The sequence below is a fragment of the Blastococcus xanthinilyticus genome (assembly GCF_008124835.1).
GTDB classification, from domain to species: Bacteria; Actinomycetota; Actinomycetes; order Mycobacteriales; family Geodermatophilaceae; genus Blastococcus; species Blastococcus xanthinilyticus.
Window position 1 is genome coordinate 345,596 of record NZ_VNHW01000003.1, and the last position, 24,054, is coordinate 369,649.

A 24,054-nucleotide genomic window follows, 5' to 3' on the forward strand; every position below is an offset into this window, starting at 1 on the left:
CGCCGGGATCCCGTCGTGGGTCCCCGGGCCGCGGTCCGCTCCTGCCGAGCAGTGCCGGACGGTGCACTAGCGAGCGGCCGGCTCGCCCGTGCGCGGCCCGGTCAGGTAGACCAGCCGGAACTTGCCGATCTGCACCTCGTCGCCACCGGCCAGGGTGGCGACGTCGACGGGCTCGCGGTTGACGTACGTGCCGTTGAGGCTGCCGACGTCGTGCACGGAGAAGCCGCCGCCCTCGCGGTGGAACTCCACGTGCCGCCGACTGACGGTGACGTCGTCGAGGAAGATGTCGCTGTCGGGGTGCCGGCCGGCCGTCGTGACGTCCTGGTCGAGCAGGAACCGGCTGCCGGCGTTGGGCCCGCGCTTGACCACCAGCAGGGCCGACCCGGCCGGCAGGGACTCGACCGCACCGGCGTGCGCGTCGGCGCTCTCGGTGACCTCCGGCTGGTCGCCGGAGTCCTCACCGCCGACCTTCGGGATCACGCTGGTCGCCTCGCCGATCCGCTCGGGGGCGAGCGCCGCACCGCACTGCGCGCAGAAGCGACTGCCCTCGGGGTTCTCGTGGCCACATCGAGTGCAGTGCACGTTGCGTCTCCTCCGGTGCGAGGGGCCCGCCGCGGGGCCTCGAACGGGCCGCGGGCGGCCGGCGGACGGGAGGCCGGGTGGCCCTCCGTGGGTCGGCCTCCGCGGGAGGGCGGCGGACCGTGGGTCATGGAACCAGCCGGTCGGCCCGAGGGTCAACCGGAGGCGCGGAGCCGGGGCTGGCAGGTTCCCCTGCGGTCCCCCACCGTTCCCGGCACCAGCGCGATCATAGTGATCGGGGCGGGGAGCAGCCTCCCGGTGGCCCCGGCTACGAGCCGTCGACCAGCGCCTGGTAGGCGTCGGCGTCGAGCAGCTGACCGATCGGGTCGCCGCCCTCCCCGGGCACGGCGATGTCGGCCAGCCAGCCCGCGCCGTAGGGATCGGCGTTGATCGTCTCGGGCGTGTCGGCGAGGGCGTCGTTGACCGCGGCGACCACGCCGGTCACCGGCGCGTAGAAGTCCGACACCGACTTGGTGGACTCCACCTCGCCGATCGCCGTCCCCGGTGCGACCTCCGCGCCGACCTCGGGCAGCTGCACGAAGACGATGTCGCCCAGCGCGTCCTGCGCGTGGTCGGTGATGCCGATCCGGACGACGGTCGACGTGCCGTCGGTGCCCTGCACCATCGCCCACTCGTGCTGGTCGGTGTAGCGGCGGTCGTCGGGTGTTGCCATGTGTGGGGTCTCCAAGAGCGCTGTGGCCGCGGTGCGGGGCACCGAGGTCCTCGTTCAGTCACCGGTTGCGGGCGAAGCGTATTGAGGGCGGTCCAGCGGCCGCAACGCGTCCACCACCAGCGCGGGCGATTGCGCGATCTCGACGTCGCCGCCGATCCGCTCGATGGTCTGCACGATCCCGCCGGGGATGTTCATGGCGGTCTCCATGTCCTGCGGCTCGCCGAGCACCACGAAGTCGTACGGCGCCTGCAGCGGCGTGCCGTCGACCCGCAGCCGGCCCGCGGTGCCGCTGATGGCGCTAGAGGGGCCGATGCGGACGTCGTCGACCTGCATCGTCTCCGCGCCGGCGCCGCGCAGCTCCTGGATGACGTCGACGAGGTTGGACGCCTCGACCTCCCGGGAGGGGTCCCGCACGGTGAGGGTGATCCCGGGCCCCTGCGCGGGCAGCGAGCCGGCGAGGATGCCGAGGGCCTCGGCCCGGCTGCGCGCCTCCTCCAGCGCGGTGCCGGTCCGGCTGCCGGAGCCGGTGAGCTCCCGCAACGCCGCCCGCTGCTCGAAGATCTGCTCCCGCAGCCGGTCCTCCCGGCTGCCCAGCTCGTCGAGGATGCGCACCAGGTCCTCCTCGCGGGCACCGGCCAGCAGCTGTGCCTCGTCGGCGTTGCGCACCTGCACCGCCAGGGCGAACCCGAGCAGCAGCGTGAGCACGCCGATGAGCGCGGCGGCCAGCCGGTCACGGCGGCGGCGCGCCGACGCCGTGCCGGCGCCGGGCGGCGCCGTCCCGTCGTCGGCCGGCGGCGGCGTCCCGTCCCCGCCGGGCGGTCGTCCCGCCGGACCGGTCGGCACCGGCCCCTCGGGGTCGCTCATGCGCGGAAGACGTGCCGCCGGATGGCCGCCGCGTTGCCGAAGATGCGGATGCCGAGGACCACGACGACGGCCGTCGACAGCTGCGCCCCGACCCCGAGCTGGTCGCCCAGGAAGACGATCAGCGCGGCCACCACCACGTTGGACACGAACGAGATCACGAAGACCTTCGCGTCGAAGATGCCGTCGAGGCGGGCGCGGAGGCCGCCGAACACGGCGTCGAGCGCCGCGACCACGGCGATCGGCAGGTAGGGCTGCAGCCACAGCGGCACGGTGGGGTCGAAGAGCAGCCCCAGGAGCACACCGACGGCGAGGCCGAGGATCGGGATCACGGCGTCAGCCTCCGGGAGTGGGCTCGGTACCGGTCGCCCCGCCGGGGTCGAGCGGCTGGGCGGAGCGGAGTTCGGGCGGGCTGGCGGCGGGCAGGGACAGCTCCTCCTCCTTGGCGAACTCGAACCGGAGTCCGAAGTTGATCGAGTCCTCGGCCAGGGCCCGGACCAGCGGGTTGAGGAGGAAGGAGTTGGCCAGCTCGTCGGGGTCGCCGATCGCGCTGATCTCGTACGGGTCGGTGACCGGCCGGAAGTTGACCAGCACCGCCTCCCCGGCGAACCGGATGGCGCTGGTCGGCCCCAGGCGCTGCCCGTTGATGCTGATCGCCTCCGCGCCGGCGGCCCAGAGCGCGTTGACCACGCGCTGCAGGTCACCGTCCTGGACCCGCCCCAGCGGGTCCTCCTCGGTCGTGCCGCCGACCGGGTCGTCGTCGGCGTCGGCGTCGGCGTTCGCGAGGGTGACGAGCAGCCCCGGCCCGGTGACGGCGACGCCGGCGGTGCCCTGCTCGGCGCGCGCCAGGGCGTCGCGGGCGCGCTGACCCACCGCCGTCGCGGCGAGCAGGTCGTCGCTGGTGCGGGTGACCTCGGCGCGCAGCGTCTCGAGCTGGCCGGCCAGCTCGTCGCCGAGGGCGGACTCGTCCTGGATGTCGCGGACCAGCGCGGCGCGGATCTCCTGCCGGCCCTGCGCCCGGTCGGCGGCCAGGCCGTAGGTGACGGCGGCGAGCAGGCCGGCTCCGGCCATCGTGACGCCGAGCAGCACCCGCCCCCGGCGCGGCGGGGTGCCGCGCGCCGCCCGGGCCGCGGCGGCCTGCGCGTAGGCGGGGTCGAGGGTCTCGGCGAGGACGTCGTCGAGCAGCGAGGCCCCCAGCGACCGCACGCCGCCGGGGGCGCGCCCGCCGGTCACCGCCGGCTCCCGGCGCCGGCCGCCCGGTCGGCGGCCAGCAGGCCGACCGCCTGGATCACGTAGAACAGCCCGGCCAGCAGGTACAGCGCGGTGCCCCAGATGGTGAGCGCCCAGGCGAACGGCGCGGCGACGGTGGCCAGCAGCCCGTCGCCCACGGCCATGAGCAGGCCCGGGAAGGCGTAGAGGAGCAGCAGCGTGGCGGCCTTGCCGAGGTAGTGCACCTGCAGCGGCGGGTACCCGTGCGCCCGCAGCACCAGCAGCGTGATCCCGAGCACGAGCTCGCGGCCGAGGAGCAGGGCCACCAGCCACACCGGGACCACCTCGCGCAAGGCCAGCGCCACCAGCGTGGAGACGATGTAGAGGCGGTCGGCGGCGGGATCCAGCAGCGCCCCCAGCCGGCTGCTCTGGTCCAGCCAGCGGGCCAGCTTGCCGTCGGCCCAGTCGGTGAACCCGGAGACCATGAGCACGACCAGCGCCCAGCCGTCCTCCTCCGGGCCGAGCAGCAGCCAGAGGAACAGCGGCACGCCGAGCAGCCGCAGCACCGACAGGGCGTTGGGCAGCGTCCAGGTCCGCTCCGGGAGCGCGTCGCGGTCCGGCACGGGGGGCGTGGACCCGGCCCGGGGTACGGGTGCGGGCGCCGACGACCCGTTCGACGACGTCACGTTCCCTCCAGCCCCTGCACCACCGGGGCCGAGGCTAGTAGAAGGACCCCCCGCCTCCCACCACGCGCCCGCGCGGCGAGCCCCCCCGGACGGGACCGCCCGGCCGCCGGGCGACCTCAGGCGGGGACGGCCGCCGCCGGGGCGGGCTCGTAGCGCAGCGGGCGCCGCTCGAAGCTGCCCGTCCCGTGGGTCAGCGACCGGAGGACGCCGGGGTACTGCAGCAGCTCGGCCTCGGGCACCTCGGCCCGCACGGTGGTGAGGTCCCGGTCGGGTTCGGCCTCGGTGCCGGTCACCCGGGCGCGGCGGGACGACAGGTCGCTCATCACCGCGCCGACGTGCTCGCCGGGCACCCGGACCGCCACCTCGCACCACGGTTCCAGGACCCGCGTGCCCACCGCCGCCACCAGCTCCCGCAGGGCGAGGGCCCCGGCGGCCTGGAACGCGGCGTCGGAGGAGTCGACCGAGTGCGCCTTGCCGTCGACCAGGGTCACCCGGATGTCGACGACCGGCCGGTCGGCGTCGACCCCGCGCTGCGCCTGGGCGCGGATGCCCTTCTCCACGCTGCCGTGGAACTGGGTGGGCACCGTCCCCCCGACGATCCGCTGGTCGAACACGATCCCGGAGCCGGGTGGCCCCGGCTCCCCCTCGACCACCACGACGGCGTACTGCCCGTGCCCGCCGGACTGCTTGACGTGCCGGCCGGTCACCCGCCCCGGCCCCCGGAGCGTCTCCACCAGCGGCACCCGCACCGGCACGGTCGTGACCGAGACGCCGTGCCGGGTGCGCAGCCGGTCCAGCAACACCTCGGCGTGCGCCTCCCCCACGCACCACAGCAGGAGCTGGCCGGTGTCGCCCCGCCGGTCCAGCCGGACGGTCGGGTCCTCCGCGACGAGCCTCGCCAGCGCGGTGGCCAGGCGGTCCTCGTCGGTGCGGGAGGCGGCCTCGACCGCCACGGGCAGCTGCGGGACGGGCAGCTGCCAGGGCGGGACGAGCCGGGGGTCGCCCGGCTCGCTCAGGGTGTCACCGGTCTCCGCGGTCGCCAGCCGGCTCACCGCGCAGATGTCCCCCGCGGGGCAGGCCGCTACCGGGCGCAGGGCCGCGCCGAGCGGGGAGGACAGGGCGCCGATGCGCTCGTCGGCGTCGTGGTCGGGGTGCCCGCGGTCGGCCATGCCGTGCCCGGACACGTGCACGGCGGTGTCCGGCCGCAGCGTCCCGGAGAACACGCGGACCAGCGAGACCCGGCCGACGTAGGGATCGGTCGTCGTCCGCACCACCTCGGCGACCAGCGGGCCGGCGGGGTCGCAGGCCAGGGGCGGCGCCGGCGAGCCGTCCGGGCGGGTGACCGGCGGGCAGCCGTGCTCGGCCGGGCACGGGAACGCCGCGACCAGCAGGTCGAGCAGCTCGGTCACGCCGACGCCGGCCAGCGGCGCGACGCACAGCACCGGGTGGAAGTGGCCACGGGCCACCGCGGTCTCCAGGTCGGCCACGAGGTCGGCGACGGACAGCTCCTCACCGGCGAGGTAGCGCTCCATCAGCGTCTCGTCCTCGCTCTCGCCGATGATGCCCTCGATGAGCTCGCCGCGGAGGCGATCGGCGTCCGGGCTCCCGCCCGCTCCTGTCTCGACGTGCGGTTCGAGCAGCGACAGCAGCCCCCGCACCGCCCCGTCGGGGCCGCGGTCGAGCAGGTGCAGCGGGTGGACCCCCTCCCCCAGCATCAGCTGGCAGGACCGGACCGCGTCGTCGGCGTCGGCCCGGGGCCGGTCGAGCTGGGTGAGCACGACCGCCCGGGGCAGCCCGACGGCGGCGCACTCCTCCCAGAGCGCCACGGTGCCGGCGTCCACGCCGCTGACCGCGGAGACGACGAACAGCGCCGCGTCGGCGGCCCGCAGCCCGGCGCGCAGCTCCCCCACGAAGTCCGGCGAACCGGGGGTGTCGAGCAGGGTCAGGCGGTGGCCGGAGTGCTCGACCGCCGCCACGCCGAGGGAGACCGACCGCTGCTGCCGGATCTCCACCTCCTCGGCGTCGAGGCAGGTGGTGCCGTCCTCGACCCGGCCGGCCCGGGCCACCGCGCCGGTGGCCGCCAGCAGGGCCTCGGCCAGCGTGGTCTTGCCCGCGCCCGCCCGGCCGACCAGCGCCACGTTCCGCACCTGCTCCGGAGGACGCGGGGCCGGAGCCGGAGGGATGTCCTTGCCCACGGCGCCCTCCCGGGGTGGCTGGTGTGTGCTGCGTCACACAGCCTGCCGCGCGGACGGGTCGTCGGACAAGTCCCCGGCACCCCGGAGCCGGCCGCTGCGCCACCCCGTCGCCCTGGCCGCACGCCCGGGGCAGCATGCTGGGTCCATGACGAGCGATCACGCCGCCGGCCGGGACCAGGCGACCGGCCGGGCGCACGCGGTCCTCCGCAGCACCGCCGATCTTCCCGCGCCGTGGGCCGCGGTCTGCGGCGCCTCGGTCGGGGTCGTCCAGGGACGCTGGGACGGCCCGCGCGGGCGCGAGTCGGCCGATCCCTGCCCGGACTGCCTCCGGATCACGTCCGGCTGAGTTCGGCAGCAAGGTGGGCCGGACGTGCGTACGTCGCGACGCCGTTCCGAAGTGGCCGGGTCGCCTGCGGAGTGAACTGTGGCAGCCGCAGGTGCGTCGCATGGAGGCAGGCCTGACCAGGTCGGGGTCATCAGCGACACGGCGTTCGTTGATGAGTGCCGACTGCGTGGGGCAGGCACGATGGCGCGATGAGCAAGCGACGGAAGCAGCGGGAGCAGCCCGCCCCGCCGGGCGAGGCCGTCGAGCCGAGCGCTTCCGGCGGTGGCGTGGTCGAGTGGCCGTCACCGATTCGCGACGGCGAGTGGGTGGATGCCGCCGGCACGCGATGGCGGCTCCGCGGCGAGCGTTGGCAGACCCCCGCCAAGCGCGTGGAGCACCTGCTGGGGTCGCCGCAGGCCAAGATCCTGCTGTTCTACGGGCCCGCCGCGCCGACCGAAGTCGCGCCGGCCGACAGGGATGCGCTGTGGCAGCGGATACGCCCTTACCTGCGCGAGCCCGTGATCCGCGCCCCGGGCGACTTCACCGACTTCCAGGCCGGGGAGTTCAGGGACGACGAGCGCCGCCTGCTGCTCATCATCGAGGAGTCGTGCTGACTGGTCGCGCAGGCGGTCCTCCACCCAGCCGCCGCAGCAGCAGCAGCAGCAGAACGACGAGGTCGCCGAGGAGAGGCGCGTGTCGAAGGAGAAGAAGAAGCCGAAGGGCGGCGGCCGGCCCCCGCAGGAGTACGGCGTCGTCGCACGCTTCGCTGACGGCTCATGGTCGTACTACTTCCGCGACGACCGGTATCGCGACGACCAAGGCCGGCCACCTGAGCGATGGGGAAGGGAGTCCCAGGCGACCCGCTTCTCCTCGGAGTCCGACGCCCAGCGGATCGCCGGAGGAATGCGGACCAGCTCGGCGGTGAAGGCGTACCACGTGGTGCCCCTGCCTCTTCCTGAACCGCGGAAGAGCAGCACCTCGGCCACGACTCATCACGCGCCGCCGACCCAGCGCTCGTGGTGACCTGGGACTGGAGACCGTGCCGGGCTACCGGATGACGAGCCGCCAGCCTCGCGTCCTCCGCGGCTCGGCGGGGTGGTGCCGCCGGACCGGGCCGGGGTTGCCCTCCTCGTCGAGCTCGCCGAAGGGTTGCCAGCCATCCCTCTCCCCGCGACGTTGAGCAACATCAACACGACGGGGTGAAACGATCCCATCTTGCTGCCGAACCCACCTCCGGCTGACCCCGCGGCCGGGCCCCTCCCTCGTCGCTGCGGTGGTCCGCCGTCGCTCGTGATGCGCGGTTGTTGGGGATAACGGTCGATCGGAGAGCGCGTCCCCGGGGACGGGGTGCCGGTGGTCCCGGCACCCCGGTCACCCGGTCACTCGAAGACGACGGTCCGGTTCCCGTGGATCACGACGCGGTTCTCGGTGTGCCAGCGCACCGCGTGCGCCAGCGCCCGCGTCTCGGCCTCCCGCCCCCGGGCGGCCAGCCCGTCGGGGCTCAGCGAGTGGTTCACCCGGAGCATCTCCTGCTCGATGATCGGGCCCTCGTCCAGGTCGGCGGTGACGTAGTGCGCCGTCGCCCCGATGAACTTGACCCCCCGGGCGTGCGCCTGGTGGTACGGGCGGGCGCCCTTGAAGCTGGGCAGCATCGAGTGGTGGATGTTGATGGCCCGGCCGGCCAGTTCCCGGCACAGGCCGTCGGACAGGATCTGCATGTACCGGGCGAGGACGACCAGGTCGACCTGCTCCTCGCGCACGATGTCCAGCAGCGCCGCCTCGGCCTCGGGCTTGGTGTCCCGGGTGACCGGGATGTGCCGGAAGGGGATCCCGTAGAAGTCGGCGATGCCCTCGAGCGTCGGGTGGTTGGACACGATGGCGACCACGTCGAGGTTGAGCTCGCCGACCGAGTTCCGGAAGAGCAGGTCGTTCAGGCAGTGCGCGTACTGGCTGACCATGATGAGGACGCGCTGCCGCTCGGCCGCGTCGGCCAGCCGCCACGACATGCCGAACCGCTGGGCGGTCTCCTCGAACGCCGCACGCAGCGCCGGGAAGTCCAGCGACGTCCCGTCGAGGTGGGCGAACTCGACCCGCATGTAGAAGATGCCGGTCGACGGGCTGTCGAACTGGTGGCTCTCCACGATGGTGCACCGCTGCTCCACGAGCAGCCCGGACACCGCGTGCACGATGCCCGGCGCGTCCTGGCAGGACAGCACCAGGACGCCGTGCTGACCTTCGGCCGGCCGCGTCATCACTCCTCCTCCTACGGGTTGCTACCGATGGGTCCCACGGGCCGGCGGGCCGCCCGCGGCAGCTCCGGGGCGGCCGACGGCCGGCGGCGGACCGGCCGGGCCGGTCCGCCGGGCGCGGGACCATCCAGAACCTATGGCGTGCGTCACGTCCGGCGAATGCCGCAGATGACCTCCCCTGAGCGGCAGGAGATGTCGGGTCGGCTGCGACAATCGACGTAGGCCAGGTGCGTGGACCCGGCGCGACCGGCCGCTCAGCTCCACACCTCCGCGGCGGTCTCCACCACCAGGTCCAGCTTGGCCTGCTGGTCGTCCAGGGTGAGCGCGTTCCCCTCCACCGTCGAGGAGAACCCGCACTGCGGCGACAGGCACAGCTGCTCCAGCGGCACGTACCGGGCGGCCTCGTCGATCCGCCGCTTGAGGTCGTCCTTGGACTCCAGCTCGGGACGCTTCGTCGTCACCAGCCCGAGCACCACCCGCTTGCCCGGCGGCACGAACCGCAGCGGCGCGAAACCGCCGGAGCGCTCGTCGTCGTACTCGAGGAAGAAGCCGTCGACGTCCAGCCCGCCGAAGAGCGCCTCGGCGACGAAGTCGTAGCCACCTTCGGCCACCCACGAGGAGCGGAAGTTGCCCCGGCACAGGTGCGTGGTCACGGTCAGGCCCGCCGGCCGGTCGGCGAGCGCGGCGTTCACCTGGCGGATGTAGCGCTCGTGCAGGTGCTCGGCGTCCCGCCCCTGGGCGGCGATCTCGGCGCGCTGCGCGGGATCGTTGAGGTAGGCCAGGCTGGTGTCGTCCAGCTGGAGGTACCGGCAGCCCCGCGCGGCCACGCCCCGGATCTGGTCGGCGTAGGCCGCCGACAGCGCCGCCCAGAAGGCGTCCTCGTCGGGGTAGACGGCCGGGTCGATCGAGGCCGCTCCCCCGCGGTAGTGGACCATCGAGGGCGACGGGATGGTGAGCTTCGGCATCTGCTCCGGCGCCGCGACGCTCCGCAGGTGGTCCAGGTGGTCGCCGAAGATGGGCTCGCCGATCGACACCGGCCCGTCGACGTGCAGGCCGGCCGGCGCCCAGTCGATGGTGCCGTCGGCGTTCTTGAAGTGCACCGGCCGCCCCTCGCCGTCGACCCGGCTTATCCCCTCGATGGCGTAGATGAAGTCCATGTGCCAGGTGGCGCGGCGGAACTCCCCGTCGGTCACGGTCCGCAGCCCGGCGTCCCGCTGCATGCGGACGGCGTCGGCGACGGCCTCGTCCTCGACGGCGCGCAGCTCGGCGGCGTCGATCCGCCCGGCCGCCCGGTCGGCGCGGGCGCGGAGCAGCCGCTCAGGGCGCAGCAGGCTGCCGACGTGGTCGGCGCGGAAGGGCGGCCCCGACGGATCCCCCGGGGTGCCGGGAACGGGGCGGTCGGCCGGACTGAGCACTGCGTCTCCTCGTCGTCGTCGCATGCACGCCGGGGCGCGCGTCGGCGCTCATCGTGCCCGGCGGGAACCGGCCCGGTTCCGGCGGGATCCGCCGGAACCGGGCCGGGGTCATCCGGCTGCTGCCGTCACGGCTGGCGCAGCTCCATCCGGGTGGCCGGCACGCACCGGTACCGGCCCGCGTCACCCGGGTCGCCCCGGCCGACGAACCGGGCCACGTAGGGGTACATGCAGATCGGCCGCTCGCCGCCGTCGGCGGTCACCGCGTCGAGGGTCTTGGGCGGCCGGTTGTCCTCCACCCACGTGACCAGCGCGCTGAACGGGTCGCTCGGCTGCGCCCCGGCCCCGCCTCCGCAGTGCCCCACGCCCGGTGCGAGGAACAGCCGCAGCACCTGCCGGGTGCGGCCCGGGCCGAGCTCGTCCTCGACCCGCTCGAAGTAGTCGATCGTGCCCTTCACGGTGACGCCGAAGTCGGCGAGGCCGTGCCACATGAGGATCTTGCCGTGGTTCCTGCGGAACTCCGACAGGTCCGGGTCGCTCGCGCCCATCATGTCGCCGTACCGCGCGACGGCCTCGTCGAACAGCCGCTCGAACTCCGGGTAGTCGATGGTCCGCCAGTCCAGCTCCGGGTCGTCGGCCACGAAGTACCGCAGCCACCAGATGTCGTAGATGAACGGGTTGCCCACCAGCCGGCCGGTGTCCGGGTCCAGGGTCACGTCGTGCAGGCCCGCGTAGGGGGCGCCGTAGGGCAGCCCGTACCAGAGGAAGCGGCCGTCGGTGCCCCGGGGCCCCTCGTGGCTGCGCTGCATGACCGCGACGTCCTCGGCGGTGATCACGCCGCACGGGGTCTCCGTGCCGACGAGCGTCGCGAGGTCGAAGTCGCAGGCGAAGGGGTCGCCGATGACGCCGTCCACGATGCCGTCACCGACGGTGTCGCACGCCTCGACCGCCGCCGCCAGCGCGGTCTCGAACTTGCACGCCGGGACCGGGTTGTCCTCCTGGAGCATGACGATCTGGCCCCAGATCTGGCCCGTCTGCATCTCCGGGAAGTTGATCACCGGTGCGCCGGCCAGGATGCCGTCGTAGTCGTCCGGGTACTTCTGCGCCTCCATGAGGCCCTGCCGGCCGCCGGTGGAGCAGCCGTTCCAGTACGAGTACGCCGGGTCCTGCCCGTAGTAGGCGGAGATCACGGCCTTGGCGGTGACCGTCATGTCGTGCACGCCCTCGTGCCCGAAGTCCTCCCGGGCGGCCCAGTCCGGGGTGCCGTCGGGGTTGAGCCCGAAGGTGCCCGCGGAACCCTCGTGCCCGGCGTCCGTGGCCGCCGCGGCATAGCCGGCGGTCAGGGGCGCGATCAGGCGCTCGGCGCTCCCGCCGGAGAAGCCGCCGCCGCCGACGCCCTGGAAGCGGCCGTTCCAGGTGTCCTGGGGCAGGTACACCCAGACGGTGACGACGCCGTCGTCCTCCGGGTCCTCGACGGTGAGGGTGACCCGGCAGGAGGCCGGGGTGGTGGCGTCGCCGGCGTCGGGCACCGCCGCCGTGACGGTCGTGCCCGGCAGCTGCAGGTCCGCGAGGTCCGCGCAGGCCATGACCGGGGGAACCGGCTGCGGCTCGCCGCCCCGGGGGCCGGGCGCCGCCTGCGCGGTGGGGGCGATGAGCACGAGGCTCGACGCCGCGGTGGCCAGGGCCGCGAGCGTCGCGCGCCCGTGTCCCCGGTGTGGACGTGATCGCATGGGCGTGGTTCTCCTCCGGGACGTTCGGACGGGTCCGTCGAGCAGTCCGACGGCGCCGACGCGCTGGCCGGTCGAGCCGTGGGCTTCCGACGGGGCAGATCCTCACCGGACGGTGACGTGGGCCACAGGCCCGCCCGTCGCAGGCCGTCCGCGACAAGCGTCTCGGATGCCGTTCCGGGCGCCGTCCGGGCTTGCCGGTACCGGCGCGACCCGGGCAGCCTGGCCCGGACGGCGCCGCCGCAGGCGGCGCCTCCCCCGCCGGCACTCGGAGGACCAGTGGCCCAGATGCATGCCCGATCGACCACCATCACGGGCGACCCCCGCTCGGTGGAGGAGGCGGTCGCCCACGTGCGGGACGACGCCATGCCGACCCTGGAGCGGGTGGACGGCTGTGTCGGCCTGTCCATGCTGGTCGACCGGGGCACCGGCCGCTGCATCGTCACCACGTCCTGGCGGGACGAGGCGGCTATGCGCGCGAGCGAGGCGCACGTGCGGGCGTCGGCGGAGCGCACGGCCGCAATCCTCGGCGGCCGGCCGGAGCTGGAGCAGTGGGAGATCGCGGCGATGCACCGGGTGGACGAGGCCCAGGGGTCGTGGTCGCGGGTCACCTGGCTGCGCACCGCGCCGGACGCCGTCGGCCGCGCGGTGGACGCCGTCCGGCTGTCGCTGATGCCCAAGCTCGACGACCTGCCGGGTTTCTGCAGCGTCAGCGCCATGGTGCGCCGCGCCGACGGGCTGACCGTGGCCGCGGTGTCCTACGACAGCCGCGAGCAGCTCGACCGGGCGGCCGAGGGTGCCCGGGAGTTCCGGGAGGAGTTCGCGCCGTCCATGGGGATCGAGACGGTGGCCACCGCCGAGCTGGAGGTGGCGATCGCCCACCTCCGCGTGCCCGAGACGCTCTGAGCCCCCGGCCCGGTCCCGGGGCGGCCGCCCCGGGACCGGTGGTCGGGTGCCGGTGGTCAAGCGCCGGTGATCAGCCCCGGGTCGCGGCGAGGCGCGGGTAGACCCGCCGGACGTTGCCCTCGAAGACCGCGGCCCGCGCCGCGTCGTCCAGCGCCCCCCTGGCGAACGCCGCCTCGACGTAGCGGCGGGTGTCGTCGTAGTGGTGGCCGGTCCGCTCGTCGATGCCGCGCACCGCCCCCACCATCTCCGAGCCGAACAGGATGTTCGGGATGTCGACCACGTCGAGCAGGAGGTCGATGCCGGGCTGGTGGTAGACGCAGGTGTCGAAGAAGACGTTGCCCATGACGTTGGCCTCGACCGGCGGCTGCCCGAGCATGTCGGCGAGCCCCCGGTAGCGCCCCCAGTGGTACGGCACCGCTCCCCCGCCGTGCGGGACGACCAGCCGCAGGCCGGGCAGGTCGGTGAACAGGGAGCCCTGCAGGAGCTGCATGAACGCCGTGGTGTCGGCGTTGATGTAGTAGGCGCCGGTCGCGTGGAAGGCCGGGGTCGCCGAGGCGGACACGTGCACCATGGCGGGCACGTCGAGCTCCACCATCGCCTCGTAGAACGGGTACCAGCTGCGGTCGGTCAGCGGTGGCGACGTCCAGAACCCCCCGCTGGGGTCGGGGTTGAGGTTGCACCCCACGAACCCCAGCTCCTCGACGCACCGGCGCAGCTCGGCCTCCGACGCGGCGAGGTCGGCCCCCGGGAACTGCGGGAGCTGGCAGACCCCGGCGAACCGGTCGGGGAACAGCTGCGTCACCCGGTGGATCAGGTCGTTGCAGCGGCGGGCCCACTCCAGGCTCACCGCGGCGTCGCCCACGTGGTGCGCCATCGCCGAGGCCCGCGGGGAGAACAGGGTCAGGTCGATCCCCCGCTCGTCCATGAGCCGCAGCTGGCTGCCCTCGATGGTCTCCCGGATCTCGTCGTCGGTGATCGAGGGGTAGGCCGGCGGCGTGGCCCCGGCCTGCCACGCCGACACCTGCTGCTCCCGCCAGGCGGTGTGCGCTGCCGGGGCGGTGGTGTAGTGCCCGTGGCAGTCGATGATCACGCCGCTCCCCCCTGGGCGTCGCGCAGCTGGGCGAGCAGGTCGCGGGCCGCCGTCGCGATCCGCGGCGCGACCCCGAGCTCGGTGAGCTGCTCGGCGGCCGCGGCCATCTCGTCGGTGCGGCGGCGGGCGTGCGCGTGGCTGCCGTCCACCAGCCGGTCGACGGTGTGCTCGTCGAAGGCCGCCAGCTCGGCGGCGATGTTGCCGCGCAGCCAGTCGCCGCAGCCGGCCGCCTCCGCCCCCTCCAGGGCCTCGACCACCGCGGCCGCCAGCCCCTTCCAGAAGACGCTGCGCAGCAGCTTCCGGGAGATCGCCGCCCCCGCCGGGCCCTCCTGGACGGTGACCTCCCCGCCGAACGCCCCCAGCAGCTCGGCGTACCGCTGCGCCCCCTCCCCGGAGACCAGCATCGGGGTGCGCACCCCGCTGCCCGGGACGACGCCCATCAGCGCCACGTCCACGACGGGCACCCCCCCGGCGGCGGCCCGCTCGGCGAGCCGGGCCTTGAGCCCGGGCGAGGCGGTGTTGCACTCGGCCCACAGGGTGCCCGGTCGCAGCGCCGGGAGGGCGTTCTCCAGCGCGACGGAGGCGTCGTGGGAGCTGTTGAGGCTGAGTACGAGGCCGGCGTCGGCGACCGCCTCGGCCTCGCTCCCCCGCGACTGCACGCCGTCGACGACGATGCCCTTGGGGTCGTAGCCGCGGACGTCGGCGCCGGCGGCGACCAGGTCGCGCGCGATCGCCGAGCCGGCCTCGCCGAGCCCGAGCACCGCGATGGGCACGAGGACCGCGCTCACCAGGCCTTCCCCTCCGGGTCGGTCTCCGGCGTCTCCTCCCGCTCCGGCTCGACCGGAGGGGTGCCGTGGGTGTGGAAGGTGGAGATGGTCTGCAGACCCCAGGCCTGGCCCTTGGCCCGCTCCTCGGCGTTCCAGTCGATCGGCTGCCAGTCGGGGGCGAGGACCAGCCGGGCGGCGGGGTTGTCCAGCTCGATCCGGTTGCCGGCGGGCTCCCAGACGTAGAGGAAGAAGCTCTGCTGGATCGTGTGCTTGTGCGGGCCGGTCTCGATGTGGATGCCGTGCTCGAGCGCCAGGTCGGCGGCCCGGATGATGTCGTCGCGGCTGTCCACGGCGAACGACAGGTGGTGCAGCCGCCCGGAGGTACCGGTGTTGTCCCGGGTCCACACCGCGTCGTAGCCCTTGTTGGTGAACGTCGTCCAGCTCCCGGCGACGCCGTCGTCGAGGACGATCTGCTCGGTGATCATCCCGCCGAGCACGTCGACGGCGAAGTCCCGGTTGGCGACCGGGTCGACCCCGAGGTAGTTGATGTGGTCGATCCGGCGCACGCTCACCCCGCGCCCCGGATAGGCCTGCGCCTGGTTCTTCAGCGCCGGCTTCAGGTCCCCCTCCGCGCGATACCACTCGGTCTCGTAGTACACGCCCATCTCGTGGCCGTCGGGGTCGGTGAAGACGTAGACGGGGCCGTAGCCGGGATCGCCGTCCTGCCAGCCCTTCCCGAGCCCGGTCGCCTCGATGGCCGCGACCCGGCGCTGCAGCGCCTCGGGGCTGCTGGCCCGGAAGTTGGTGCGGCCCACCCCCGGCCGCTTCGCGGCGGTCAGCTTGATCGTGGTGTTCTCGTAGTCGTCCCAGGCGCGCAGGAAGACCGAGTCGCCCTCGGAGCCGTTCTCGGTCAGACCGAGGTACCGGACGAAGAAGTCCAGGCTCTCCTCGGGCTTGTGGGTGAGCAGCTCGACGTGGGCGAGGTGCGCGATGTCGTGCAGCGGCGGCACGGGGGTCTCCTCAGGTGGGGGTGGTGGCGGAGCGGGGGAAGGCTCGGCCCCGCGGGAGGGCTCAGCCGCGCGGGAGGGCTCGATCCCGCGGGAACGCGAGGCCGTCGAAGAGCTTGCGGGCGGTGCGGACGACGCCGGAGCGGACCACCCGCGGCGGCGAGGTGGACCCGTCGACGACGACGTCGACCATCAGGTGCCCGGTCGGGTGCTCGACGTCGACCCGGGAGGTCCCGGCGGGCCAGTCGGCGGTGAGCTCGTGCCCGACGGCGCCGGGCAGCAGCATCCCGGTGACGACGCTGACGGCCCCGAGCACGCCGATCGAGGTGTGCGGGGTGACCGGGATGAACGACCGGGTGCAGACCTGGCCGCCGTCCCGCGGCGCGGAGAGCAGCACCGTCTTGGGCACCGAGGCCGTCGAGACGTCGCCCATGCCCATCAGCTCGGCGGCCTTGCGGCGGAAGGCGTCGACCCGCTCCAGCAGGGCGGTGTCGGCGGCCAGCTGCTCGTGCGGCTCGGAGCCGGTGAGCCCGAAGGACTCGGCGAGCACCAGCACGACCGGCATGCCGTTGTCGACGCAGGTCACCTCGACCCCCTCGACGGTGTCCCGCACGTTCCCGGTGGGCAGCAGGCTGCCGGTCGCCGACCCCTCCGTGTCGGTGAAGGCGAGCACCACGGGCGCCGCCGTCCCGGGCACGCCGGCGATCTCGACGTCGCCGCGGTACTCGGGCCGGCCCCCGGGCGTCGGGAACGTCGCGACCGCGACGCTGTCGGAGTTGACCATCCGGATCCGCACGCTGGTCTCGCCGTCGGCCGCCGCGACCAGGCCGCGCTCGACGGCGAAGGGGCCCACGCCGGCGAGGATGTTGCCGCAGTTCTGCGTGTCGCTGACCGTCGGCTGGTCGACGCCCAGCTGCAGGAAGAGGTAGTCGACGTCGGCCTCGGGGGCGTCGGACGGCGAGACGACCGCCACCTTGCTCGTGAGGGAGGTGGCGCCGCCCAGGCCGTCGATCTGCCGCGGGTCGGGGGTGCCCATCAGCCGGAGCAGCAGGTCGTCGCGCTCCGCCGGGTCCGCCGGCAGGTCGCCGGCCTCGAAGAACAGCCCGCGCGAGGTGCCGCCGCGCAGCATGGTGCAGCGGACCCCCGCGTCGTCGTAGCTCACGAGTCCTCCTCGCTGCGCTCGTCGGCCGCGTTCGCGGGCTGCTGTGCCCCTGGTGAGCTCGCGAGCTCGCTCACGGCTCCCCCGCCGCGTACTCCGCGGAGCTCAGGTACTCGATGCCGAAGCCGGCCAGCTTGTCGCGGAGGCCGTACCGGTCGAGCCCGAGCTCGCCCTGCTGGAAGGCCGCCCGGGTGGCGTCCTCCTTGTCCACCCGGGCCTGCGCCGCGGTCAGCGCGCGGGGCACGTCGGCCCGCGGGACCACGAGCACCCCGTCGTCGTCGGCCACGACGACGTCGCCGGGCCGGACGGTCTGGCCGCCCAGCACGACCGGCACGTTCACCGCACCGGCGGTCGCCTTGACGGTGCCCTGCGCGCTGACCGCCCGCGACCAGGCGGGGAAGCCCATCCCGCGCAGCTCGGCGACGTCGCGGACGCCGCAGCCCAGGACCACACCGCGCACGCCGCGCTGGGCCAGCGCCGTGGCGAACAGCTCGCCGAACAGCCCGTCGGTGGACGGCGAGGTGGTGGCCACCACCAGCACGTCACCGGGGCGGCACTGCTCCACGGCGACGTGGATCATGAGATTGTCCCCCGGCCAGCACAGCGCGGTGACCGCCGTGCCGCCGATCCGGGCACCCGGCCACGCCGGCCGCAGCTCCGGGCCCAGGAAGCCCACCCGGCCCAGGGCCTCGTGGACGGTGGCGACGCCGAACCCGCCCAGCCGGGCGGCGTCGCCCGCGTCGGCGCGCGGCGGATCGGTGACGACGACGTTCCTCATGCGGTACCTCCGTTGTCCCTCATGCGGTGGCTCCGGTGTCGGAGACGGTCTCCGCCAGCGCCGCGACGACGCTGCGCATGTGGGCGCGGGCGGCCTCCTCGGCGCGGTCGGCGTCGCCCGCGACGACGGCGTCGACGAGGGCGGTGAACTCGGCGAGGCTGACCCTGGGCCGGCCCGGCCGCAGCGAGAGCCGGAACTGGTGGCGGACGAGCTGGGCCTGCAGCCGCTGCACCAGGCCGGCGGCGACCGGGTGGTGGGCGGCGTCGCGGATCAGCCCGTGCACCTCCTGGATGAGCTCGGAGTACCGGACCAGGTCGCCCTCGTGCACCGCGCAGGCCATGACCCGCAGGTGGGCCTGCAGCCGCTCCGCCTCCTCGGCGGTCCGCCGTTCCGCGGCCTTCCGCGCCAGCAGCCCTTCGAGGGGCTCCCGGCACTCGGTGATGGCGACGGCCTCCTCGGTGGAGACGACCCGCACCCGGGCGCCCTTGTTCTGGATCCGCTCGACGAGGCCCTCCACGGCCAGCGCGTCGATCGCCAGCCGGACGGCGCTGCGGCTGACCCCCGTGAGGGCGACCAGCTCGGCCTCGACCAGCCGGTATCCCGGGGGCATGTCACCGCGGGAGATCGCGACGCGCAGTACCTGCTCCGCCGAGTCCTGAGCCGGGGACGCCATGCCCGGCACGCTAACCCATGCGGGGAGGATTGCCAACGATCCTGTGGGCAATCGTCAGGGGCCGGGCGGCGGCTCTCCGGCGGGCGGCCCGAGCAGGGCGCCGACGACGGCCTGCAGGTGGGCCCGCGCGGCCGATTCGGCGGCGTCGGCGGCGCCCTCGGCGAGGGCCTCGACCACCCTCGTCAGCTCCGTGAGCTGCGCCTGGGCCCGCCCCGGCCGCAGCAGCAGCAGCTGGAAGTGGTGCCGGGCCACCTGACCCGCCAGGCGGTCGACCAGCGAGGCGGCCAAGGGGTGCCGCGCGGCCGCCGTCAGCAACCGGGAGTGCTCCTGGACGAGGGTCGCGAACTCGAGCAGCTCCCGGTCGGCCACGGCCCGCCCCATCCGCGCGAGGTTCTCGCGCAGGCCCGCGAGGTCGCCGGCGGTCGCGTGCTGCGCCGCCTGGCGGGCGAGCATCCCGTCGAGCACCTGGCGGCACTCGAGGATCGCCACCACCTCGGACGTCGGCACGACGCGGACGCGGGCGCCGCGATTGGGGATCCGCTCGACCAGGCCCTCGCCGATCAGCGCGTCGAGGGCCAGCCGGGCGCTGTTGCGGGTGACGCCGTACCGCTCCGCCAGCTCCGGCTCCACCAGCCGCTGCCCGGGGACGACGACGCCCCGCGTGATCTCCTCCCGCAGCCGCTCCTCGGCGAGCCGCCGGGCGCGCACCCCGCTCAGGAGGTGCCCGTCGTCCGGGATCACCGGCACCACCGGTGCAGCGCGGCTTCGGACACGGGAACGGGGACCTCGCAGGGAGCGGTGCGGACGACGTGCGAAGGGACGGCCCGTCCGGGGACGGGCCGCCCCTCACGCGTCAGGCGGGGATCACTCGAAGGACTCGACCGTGTCGTAGCCCGTGCCGTTGTACTTCTGCACGTTCAGCGTCGACACCGCGGGCTGGCCATCCTCGCTGGTGGTCACCGCCGTGCCCTCCAGCATGAGCGGTGCCTGGAAGTCCTCGATCGAGCGCAGCGCCTCCATGAAGCTGTCCCGGGTCGGCTCCTCCATCTCCATGAAGGCCTGCTCGAGCGTCGCGCCGACCATCCAGCTCCACTGGCAGTGCGGGAACGCCGGCGGGTCCGGGTAGTTGCCGTACTCCGCGAGGGCGGAGAGGTACGTCTGCACGTCCTCGTCCTCGGCGAAGGCGGGGCTCTGCGGCGCCTTGGAGAACGACACGGAGTAGATGCCGGGGAACGCATCAGCGCCGCCGGGCTGGAGGATCGCCCCCGGGCTCGAGGTGTTCGAGGGCAGGAACCAGTTGGGCAGCCAGTTCAGCTGCTGTGCCTGCTGCAGCGCCGAGATCACCAGCGGGGTCACCGACATCGCGTTGAAGAAGACGTCGGCGTCGCTGGCGGCGAGCTGGGTGATCTGCGCGTCGACGGACGTGTCGGTCGCCTCGTAGGTGAGTTCCTCGACGATCTCGATGTTGTCCGCACCCTCGACGGCGGACTTGAAGCCCTCGACGTAGCCGGCACCGAAGTCGTCGTTCTGCGACAGGATCGCGACCCGGTGCTCCTCGCTCGACGACGCGAGCAGCTCGCCGAACGCCTCGCCCTCGTTCTGGTAGATCGGCACGAAGCCGAGCTGCCAGGGGCTCTCCTCGGTGTCGCTGAACAGCGGGTCGCCGGTCATGATCAGGGCCTGCGGCACCTCGTCGGCGATCGCCGCTTCGCGCCAGGCGCGGTTCGTCGGCGTGCCCAGCCCCGCGGTCATCGCGAAGACGTCGTCCTTGAGCGAGTCGTAGTTCGCCGCCGCCTGCTGCGGGTCGTACGTGTCGTCGAGCGCCTCGATCTCGACGGTGCGGGTCTGCCCGTCGCCGAACTCGACGCCGCCCTCGGCGTTCTTCATGCCGAAGTACGCGGTGACGCCGGCGACCGTGCAGGTGCCCGGGCCCGCCGTGGCACCGCTGAGCGGGGTGGTGATGCCGAGCGTGACCGAGTCGTCGGTGATGCCAGGGCTGGGTGCCCCCTCCGCGGCGTCGCCGCTGCGCCCGCTGTCCCGCCCGCCGCCGCACGCGGTGAGCGTCAGCGCGAGCGCCGACACCGCGGCGATGCCGACCGCCTGACGCGATCCGAAGTGCCTGTTCATGCGGAACCTTGCCTTTCTGTCTCGGTTGGCTCCGCCGCGGTGCCCGACCCGGAGGTCGATGACGGAGTGGTCGGTGGTGCGGCGGAGCCGCGACCGGTGGAAGAGCGCCGCAGCCCGCGCATGACCGCGCGGGGTAGCGACACGAGGCCACCGGGCAGGACGAACAGCACGGCCAGCAGCAGCGCGCCCTGCAGCAGCGCCGTCAGGCTCGGGTCGATGGCGTTCGTGATGTCGGGGACCACCACGTAGAACACGCCGCCCAGGAGCGAGCCGACAATGCTGCCGGCGCCGCCGATCACCATCGCGACGAGCAGCTCGATCGAGTGCCCGAAGCTCATGGTCTCCGGCGACGTGTACTGGACGACGACCATGTACAGGAAGCCGCTCACACCGCCGATGAGCGACGCGATGGTGAAGGCCAGCACCTTGTAGCGGTAGGGCGAGATGCCCATGGACGAGGCCACGTTCTCGTTGCCCTTGACGATCGCGAAGGCCCGGCCGTACTTGCCGCGGACGAGGAAGTACGTCAGCAGGAACACGATCCCGCCGATGACCAGCACGATGTAGAGCTGCCACTGGTCGTCGTAGAGCCCGCTCCCCTCCGGCGCCGCGACGAAGCGCGCGGACAGGCCCTGCGAGCCGCCGGTGAACTCGCTCAACCGCTTCGCCAGCGGCACCCCGACGATGGGCAGCGCGATGGTGACCATCGCGATCGCGAGCCCACCCAGGCGTGCGGCGGCCAGTGCCACGAGCAGTCCCACGACGGCGGGGATGAAGCAGGTGAGCACGAAGACCAGGCCGATGTTCCACCCGCTCTGGACGCCGTACGCGGTGACGTAGGCGCCGAGCCCGAGGAAGAAGATCTGGCCGAGCGAGACCTGCCCGGTGTAGCCCATCACCACGTTGAGCCCCAGCACGGCGACGGCGAAGACGCCGATGCGGGCGAGCGTGTCGTTGGCGGACTCGGTCATCACGAGCGGCAGGACGGCGAGCCCGACCACGAGCAGCAGCGGAGCCCCCCAGCGCACCCACGGGCGCTGCCGGAACGACGAGGCCGACGACGCGGCGGCGGACGACGCCGGGGCGGGCGTCGTCGGTGCGGACGTCTTCGAGGAGGAGGCCATCACACACGCACCACGGTCTTCCGGCCGAACAGGCCCTGGGGTCGGACGATGAGCACGACGAAGATGAGGATGAACGGCACCGCGACCTTCAGGTCGAAGCCGATGAAGCCGACGTACACCGCGGCCAGGTTCTCCAGGACACCGATCAACCACGCCGCGACGACGACGCCGACCGGGCTCGTGAGCCCGCCGAGGATGACGGCGGCCAGCGCGTACACGAGGGCGCTGTCGAGCATGCCGGGCGTCAGGGTGAGCTGCGGCGCGACGAGCGCGCCGGCGACGGCCCCGAGCACCGCGGCGAGGCCCCAGCCGACCATGAGGAGGCGTTCGACGGGGAGCCCGGAGTACCCCGCGGACTGGGGGTTGATCGCCACGGCCCGCAGCGCCAGGCCCAGCTTCGTGCCGGCGAAGAGCGCCTGCATCGCGACCATCGCCACGACGATCACCAGCGTGGTCCCGAGCGAGCGGATGCTGACCGAGACGCCCAGGACCGAGACCGTGTCCAGCGGGAAGAGCGACGGGAACTGCTGGTTGTTGTATCCCCACAGCCAGCCGGCGATGCCGGTGATCAGGGTCAGCAGACCGATCGTGACGACGACGGCGGTGTCGGGGTCGCCACGCTCGAACCGCCGCATCAGGAACCGCTCGAGCACCGCGCCGAGCAGGAAGGAGAAGATGATCGACGCGAGGATGGCCAGGATGAGCGGCACGCCCTGGTTCGTCAGCACCCAGGCGACGTAGGCGGCCAGCACCGCCATGCCGCCCTGCGCGAAGTTGACCAGGCCGGTCGCCGAGTGGACGAGCACGATCGCCAGCGCCAGCGCGGCGTAGACCGAGCCGGTGGACAGTCCGTCGACGACGAGTTGGACGAATTTCTCCATGATCAGCCTCCCAGGTACGCGCGACGGATCTCGTCCATGCCCTTGAGCTCGGCGGACGTGCCGGTGAGCACGCTCCGCCCGGTCTCCAGGACAGTCGCGCTGTCGACGACGGTGAAGGCGAGATTGGCGTTCTGCTCGACCACGACCATGGCGATGCCGGACTCGTCGCGCAGCCGCCGGATCGCGTCGTAGACGTTCTTCGCGGTGCTCGGCGCCAGGCCGAGCGAGGCCTCGTCCAGGAGCAGCATCCGCGGCTTGCTCATGATCGCCCGGGCCACCGCGAGCATCTGCTGCTCACCGCCGGACAGGGCCGAGGCGTTCGACCTGATCCGGTCCTGCAGGTTCGGGAAGAGGTCCAGGCAGTAGTCGATGTCCTCGTCGATGCCCTTGCGGTCCTTGCGCAGGTAGGCGCCGACCCGCAGGTTCTCGCGGACGGTGAGGTCACCGAACGAACCGCGCCCCTCCGGGACGTGGGCGATCCCCAGCGCCGCGACCTGGTCGGGGCGCAGCCCGCTGATGTCCTTGCCGTCGAAGACGATCCGGCCGCTGGTGCGGACGGCACCGCTGATCGCGCGCAGCGTGGTCGTCTTGCCGGCGCCGTTCGCGCCGAGGATGCCGAAGGCCCCGTTGTCGGGAACGCTCAGCGAGACACCGTCCAGCACCTGCACGGGTCCGTAGGACGCGGTGACGTCCTCGAGCTCAAGCAGCGTCATCCGCCGCGTCCTTTCCGATGTAGGCCTCGATGACCCGGGGGTCGGACTGCGCCTCGGCGGCCGTCCCCTCCATGAGCTTGGCGCCGTGGTCGAGCACGACGACGCGGTCGGTGAGGGCCGCGATGAGGCCCATGTGGTGCTCGACGACGACGACGGTGATGTCGTCCTCGGCGCGCAGCCGCCGCACGGTCGCGATCAGCGTCTCGACCTCGCTGTGCGGCAGGCCGGCGGCGGGCTCGTCGAGGAGCAGCAGCTTCGGCTTCATGAGCAGCGCGCGGCAGAGCTCCACGCCCTTGTGCAGCCCGTGCGAGAGCTCGTCGGCCGGCAGGTGCGCGGCCCAGCCGAGGCCGTTGCGCTCCAGGAGGTCGAGCGCCTCGGCGCGCAGCGCCTTCTCCGCACGCCGGGTGCGCGGCAGCCGCAACGCCCATTCCAGCGCTCCACCGGGGAGGCGCGAGTGCGCACCGAGCAGCACGTTCTCGAGCACGGTCGCGTGCAGCTGCAGCGCCGGGTGCTGGAACGTCCGGGCCAGGCCGTGGCGGGCCAGCGTCGCCGGCCGCGCCCCCTGCACCTCGGTCCCGTCGATCCGCACGCTTCCAGAGGTCGGCTTGTAGTGCCCGCTGATGCAGTTGAACAGCGAGGTCTTGCCGGCCCCGTTGGGCCCGACCAGCCCGAAGATCTGGCCCGGCTCGACCGTGAAGCTCACGTCTTGCAGGACCTTGATGCCGCCAAACTGCAGGTTCACGTCCTGCAGCGCCAGCTCAGCCGCCATGGAGCACTTCTCCCACCGTTCGGGTGTTGCGTGGGTCACCGACGTCGGTCCGCCCGGAACCTACGGATCGCACCTGGGATTGACAACGATTTTGGCGGGAAAGTTGCCGGGACGTCACCAGCGGTCTCCGGAACCCTCCGGTCC

At 73.7% G+C, this 24,054-nt stretch carries 26 protein-coding genes; 4 read left to right on the forward strand and 22 right to left on the reverse strand.

Annotated elements, in window-relative coordinates; genetic code table 11:
* Window positions 1-66: 66 nt before the first annotated feature.
* The 7 genes from odhI to BD833_RS06900 all read right to left on the reverse strand — a co-directional run bounded on the left by odhI (window position 67) and on the right by BD833_RS06900 (window position 6,203).
* The gene (gene odhI, locus BD833_RS06870) at window positions 67-582 is read right to left on the reverse strand and encodes an oxoglutarate dehydrogenase inhibitor Odhl (RefSeq protein ID WP_166532358.1); all 516 of its coding nucleotides are present in this window, start codon (window positions 580-582) and stop codon (window positions 67-69) included.
* A gap of 265 nt (window positions 583-847) precedes the next feature.
* The gene (gene gcvH / locus BD833_RS06875) at window positions 848-1,252 is read right to left on the reverse strand and encodes a glycine cleavage system protein GcvH (RefSeq protein ID WP_166532359.1); all 405 of its coding nucleotides are present in this window, start codon (window positions 1,250-1,252) and stop codon (window positions 848-850) included.
* A 54-nt stretch (window positions 1,253-1,306) separates the two neighbouring features.
* Complete coding sequence (locus tag BD833_RS06880) at window positions 1,307-2,116, reverse strand: DUF881 domain-containing protein (RefSeq protein WP_166532360.1); 810 nt, start codon at window positions 2,114-2,116, stop codon at window positions 1,307-1,309.
* Window positions 2,113-2,445 (reverse strand): small basic family protein, encoded by a 333-nt coding sequence (locus BD833_RS06885; RefSeq protein WP_166532361.1) that lies wholly within the window; start codon window positions 2,443-2,445, stop codon window positions 2,113-2,115. The genes BD833_RS06880 and BD833_RS06885 overlap by 4 nt, the downstream gene beginning before the upstream one ends.
* 4 nt (window positions 2,446-2,449) lie before the next feature.
* Window positions 2,450-3,346: a DUF881 domain-containing protein gene (locus BD833_RS06890; protein ID WP_243737498.1), complete on the reverse strand. Its 897-nt coding sequence runs from the start codon at window positions 3,344-3,346 to the stop codon at window positions 2,450-2,452.
* On the reverse strand, window positions 3,343-4,008 hold the full coding sequence (clsA, locus tag BD833_RS06895) for a cardiolipin synthase ClsA (protein WP_166532362.1): 666 nt from the start codon (window positions 4,006-4,008) through the stop codon (window positions 3,343-3,345). The genes BD833_RS06890 and clsA overlap by 4 nt, the downstream gene beginning before the upstream one ends.
* 116 nt (window positions 4,009-4,124) lie before the next feature.
* Window positions 4,125-6,203, reverse strand: coding sequence for an elongation factor G-like protein EF-G2 (locus BD833_RS06900; RefSeq protein WP_166532363.1), 2,079 nt, complete (start codon window positions 6,201-6,203; stop codon window positions 4,125-4,127).
* A gap of 145 nt (window positions 6,204-6,348) precedes the next feature.
* On the opposite strand from BD833_RS06900, the gene BD833_RS06905 reads away from it, so the two are divergent.
* From BD833_RS06905 to BD833_RS06915, 3 genes are all read left to right on the forward strand, one after another.
* Window positions 6,349-6,549: a hypothetical protein gene (locus tag BD833_RS06905; protein ID WP_166532364.1), complete on the forward strand. Its 201-nt coding sequence runs from the start codon at window positions 6,349-6,351 to the stop codon at window positions 6,547-6,549.
* Window positions 6,550-6,737: 188 nt separating this feature from the next.
* Window positions 6,738-7,142: a hypothetical protein gene (locus BD833_RS06910; protein ID WP_166532365.1), complete on the forward strand. Its 405-nt coding sequence runs from the start codon at window positions 6,738-6,740 to the stop codon at window positions 7,140-7,142.
* 79 nt (window positions 7,143-7,221) lie between these two features.
* Window positions 7,222-7,551 carry a hypothetical protein gene (locus tag BD833_RS06915; RefSeq protein WP_166532366.1) on the forward strand — a complete coding sequence of 110 codons (330 nt, stop codon included), beginning with the start codon at window positions 7,222-7,224 and terminating at the stop codon, window positions 7,549-7,551.
* Between the two features lie 356 nt (window positions 7,552-7,907).
* Here the strand turns inward: BD833_RS06915 and purU are convergent, their stop codons facing one another.
* The 3 genes from purU to BD833_RS06930 form a co-directional block, all read right to left on the reverse strand.
* The gene (purU, locus tag BD833_RS06920; protein WP_166532367.1) at window positions 7,908-8,780 is read right to left on the reverse strand and encodes a formyltetrahydrofolate deformylase; all 873 of its coding nucleotides are present in this window, start codon (window positions 8,778-8,780) and stop codon (window positions 7,908-7,910) included.
* Between the two features lie 251 nt (window positions 8,781-9,031).
* Entirely contained in the window at window positions 9,032-10,192 is a 1,161-nt protein-coding gene (locus tag BD833_RS06925; protein ID WP_166532368.1) for a 5-methyltetrahydropteroyltriglutamate--homocysteine S-methyltransferase, read from the reverse strand.
* A gap of 125 nt (window positions 10,193-10,317) precedes the next feature.
* Entirely contained in the window at window positions 10,318-11,919 is a 1,602-nt protein-coding gene (locus tag BD833_RS06930; protein ID WP_166532369.1) for a tannase/feruloyl esterase family alpha/beta hydrolase, read from the reverse strand.
* Between the two features lie 285 nt (window positions 11,920-12,204).
* Here BD833_RS06930 and BD833_RS06935 point away from each other — a divergent pair, with 285 nt between their 5' ends.
* Window positions 12,205-12,822: an antibiotic biosynthesis monooxygenase gene (locus BD833_RS06935; protein WP_166532370.1), complete on the forward strand. Its 618-nt coding sequence runs from the start codon at window positions 12,205-12,207 to the stop codon at window positions 12,820-12,822.
* 70 nt (window positions 12,823-12,892) lie between these two features.
* On the opposite strand, the gene BD833_RS06940 is transcribed toward BD833_RS06935, so the two are convergent.
* The 12 genes from BD833_RS06940 to BD833_RS06995 form a co-directional block, all read right to left on the reverse strand.
* Entirely contained in the window at window positions 12,893-13,912 is a 1,020-nt protein-coding gene (locus BD833_RS06940; protein WP_166532371.1) for an amidohydrolase family protein, read from the reverse strand.
* Window positions 13,909-14,700: a DUF1932 domain-containing protein gene (locus BD833_RS06945; protein ID WP_166532372.1), complete on the reverse strand. Its 792-nt coding sequence runs from the start codon at window positions 14,698-14,700 to the stop codon at window positions 13,909-13,911. The genes BD833_RS06940 and BD833_RS06945 overlap by 4 nt, the downstream gene beginning before the upstream one ends.
* Entirely contained in the window at window positions 14,697-15,689 is a 993-nt protein-coding gene (locus BD833_RS06950; protein WP_166532373.1) for a VOC family protein, read from the reverse strand. Before BD833_RS06950 ends, BD833_RS06945 begins: the two co-directional genes overlap by 4 nt.
* Before the next feature lie 61 nt (window positions 15,690-15,750).
* Window positions 15,751-16,848, reverse strand: a complete 1,098-nt coding sequence (locus BD833_RS06955) for a 4-oxalomesaconate tautomerase (RefSeq protein WP_166532374.1) — start codon at window positions 16,846-16,848, stop codon at window positions 15,751-15,753.
* A gap of 70 nt (window positions 16,849-16,918) precedes the next feature.
* Window positions 16,919-17,623 carry a 4-carboxy-4-hydroxy-2-oxoadipate aldolase/oxaloacetate decarboxylase gene (locus BD833_RS06960; protein ID WP_166532375.1) on the reverse strand — a complete coding sequence of 235 codons (705 nt, stop codon included), beginning with the start codon at window positions 17,621-17,623 and terminating at the stop codon, window positions 16,919-16,921.
* A 19-nt stretch (window positions 17,624-17,642) separates the two neighbouring features.
* Window positions 17,643-18,296, reverse strand: coding sequence for a GntR family transcriptional regulator (locus BD833_RS06965; protein ID WP_166532376.1), 654 nt, complete (start codon window positions 18,294-18,296; stop codon window positions 17,643-17,645).
* Window positions 18,297-18,350: 54 nt separating this feature from the next.
* Window positions 18,351-19,037, reverse strand: a complete 687-nt coding sequence (locus tag BD833_RS06970; protein ID WP_243737499.1) for a GntR family transcriptional regulator — start codon at window positions 19,035-19,037, stop codon at window positions 18,351-18,353.
* A 123-nt stretch (window positions 19,038-19,160) separates the two neighbouring features.
* The gene (locus BD833_RS06975) at window positions 19,161-20,423 is read right to left on the reverse strand and encodes an ABC transporter substrate-binding protein (RefSeq protein ID WP_166532377.1); all 1,263 of its coding nucleotides are present in this window, start codon (window positions 20,421-20,423) and stop codon (window positions 19,161-19,163) included.
* Window positions 20,420-21,547, reverse strand: coding sequence for a branched-chain amino acid ABC transporter permease (locus tag BD833_RS06980; RefSeq protein ID WP_166532378.1), 1,128 nt, complete (start codon window positions 21,545-21,547; stop codon window positions 20,420-20,422). The genes BD833_RS06975 and BD833_RS06980 overlap by 4 nt, the downstream gene beginning before the upstream one ends.
* On the reverse strand, window positions 21,547-22,428 hold the full coding sequence (locus BD833_RS06985) for a branched-chain amino acid ABC transporter permease (RefSeq protein WP_166532379.1): 882 nt from the start codon (window positions 22,426-22,428) through the stop codon (window positions 21,547-21,549). The genes BD833_RS06980 and BD833_RS06985 overlap by 1 nt, the downstream gene beginning before the upstream one ends.
* Window positions 22,429-22,430: 2 nt before the next feature.
* Window positions 22,431-23,141 (reverse strand): ABC transporter ATP-binding protein, encoded by a 711-nt coding sequence (locus BD833_RS06990; RefSeq protein ID WP_166532380.1) that lies wholly within the window; start codon window positions 23,139-23,141, stop codon window positions 22,431-22,433.
* Window positions 23,128-23,910 carry an ABC transporter ATP-binding protein gene (locus BD833_RS06995; protein ID WP_166532381.1) on the reverse strand — a complete coding sequence of 261 codons (783 nt, stop codon included), beginning with the start codon at window positions 23,908-23,910 and terminating at the stop codon, window positions 23,128-23,130. Before BD833_RS06995 ends, BD833_RS06990 begins: the two co-directional genes overlap by 14 nt.
* Between the last annotated feature and the right edge of the window lie 144 nt (window positions 23,911-24,054).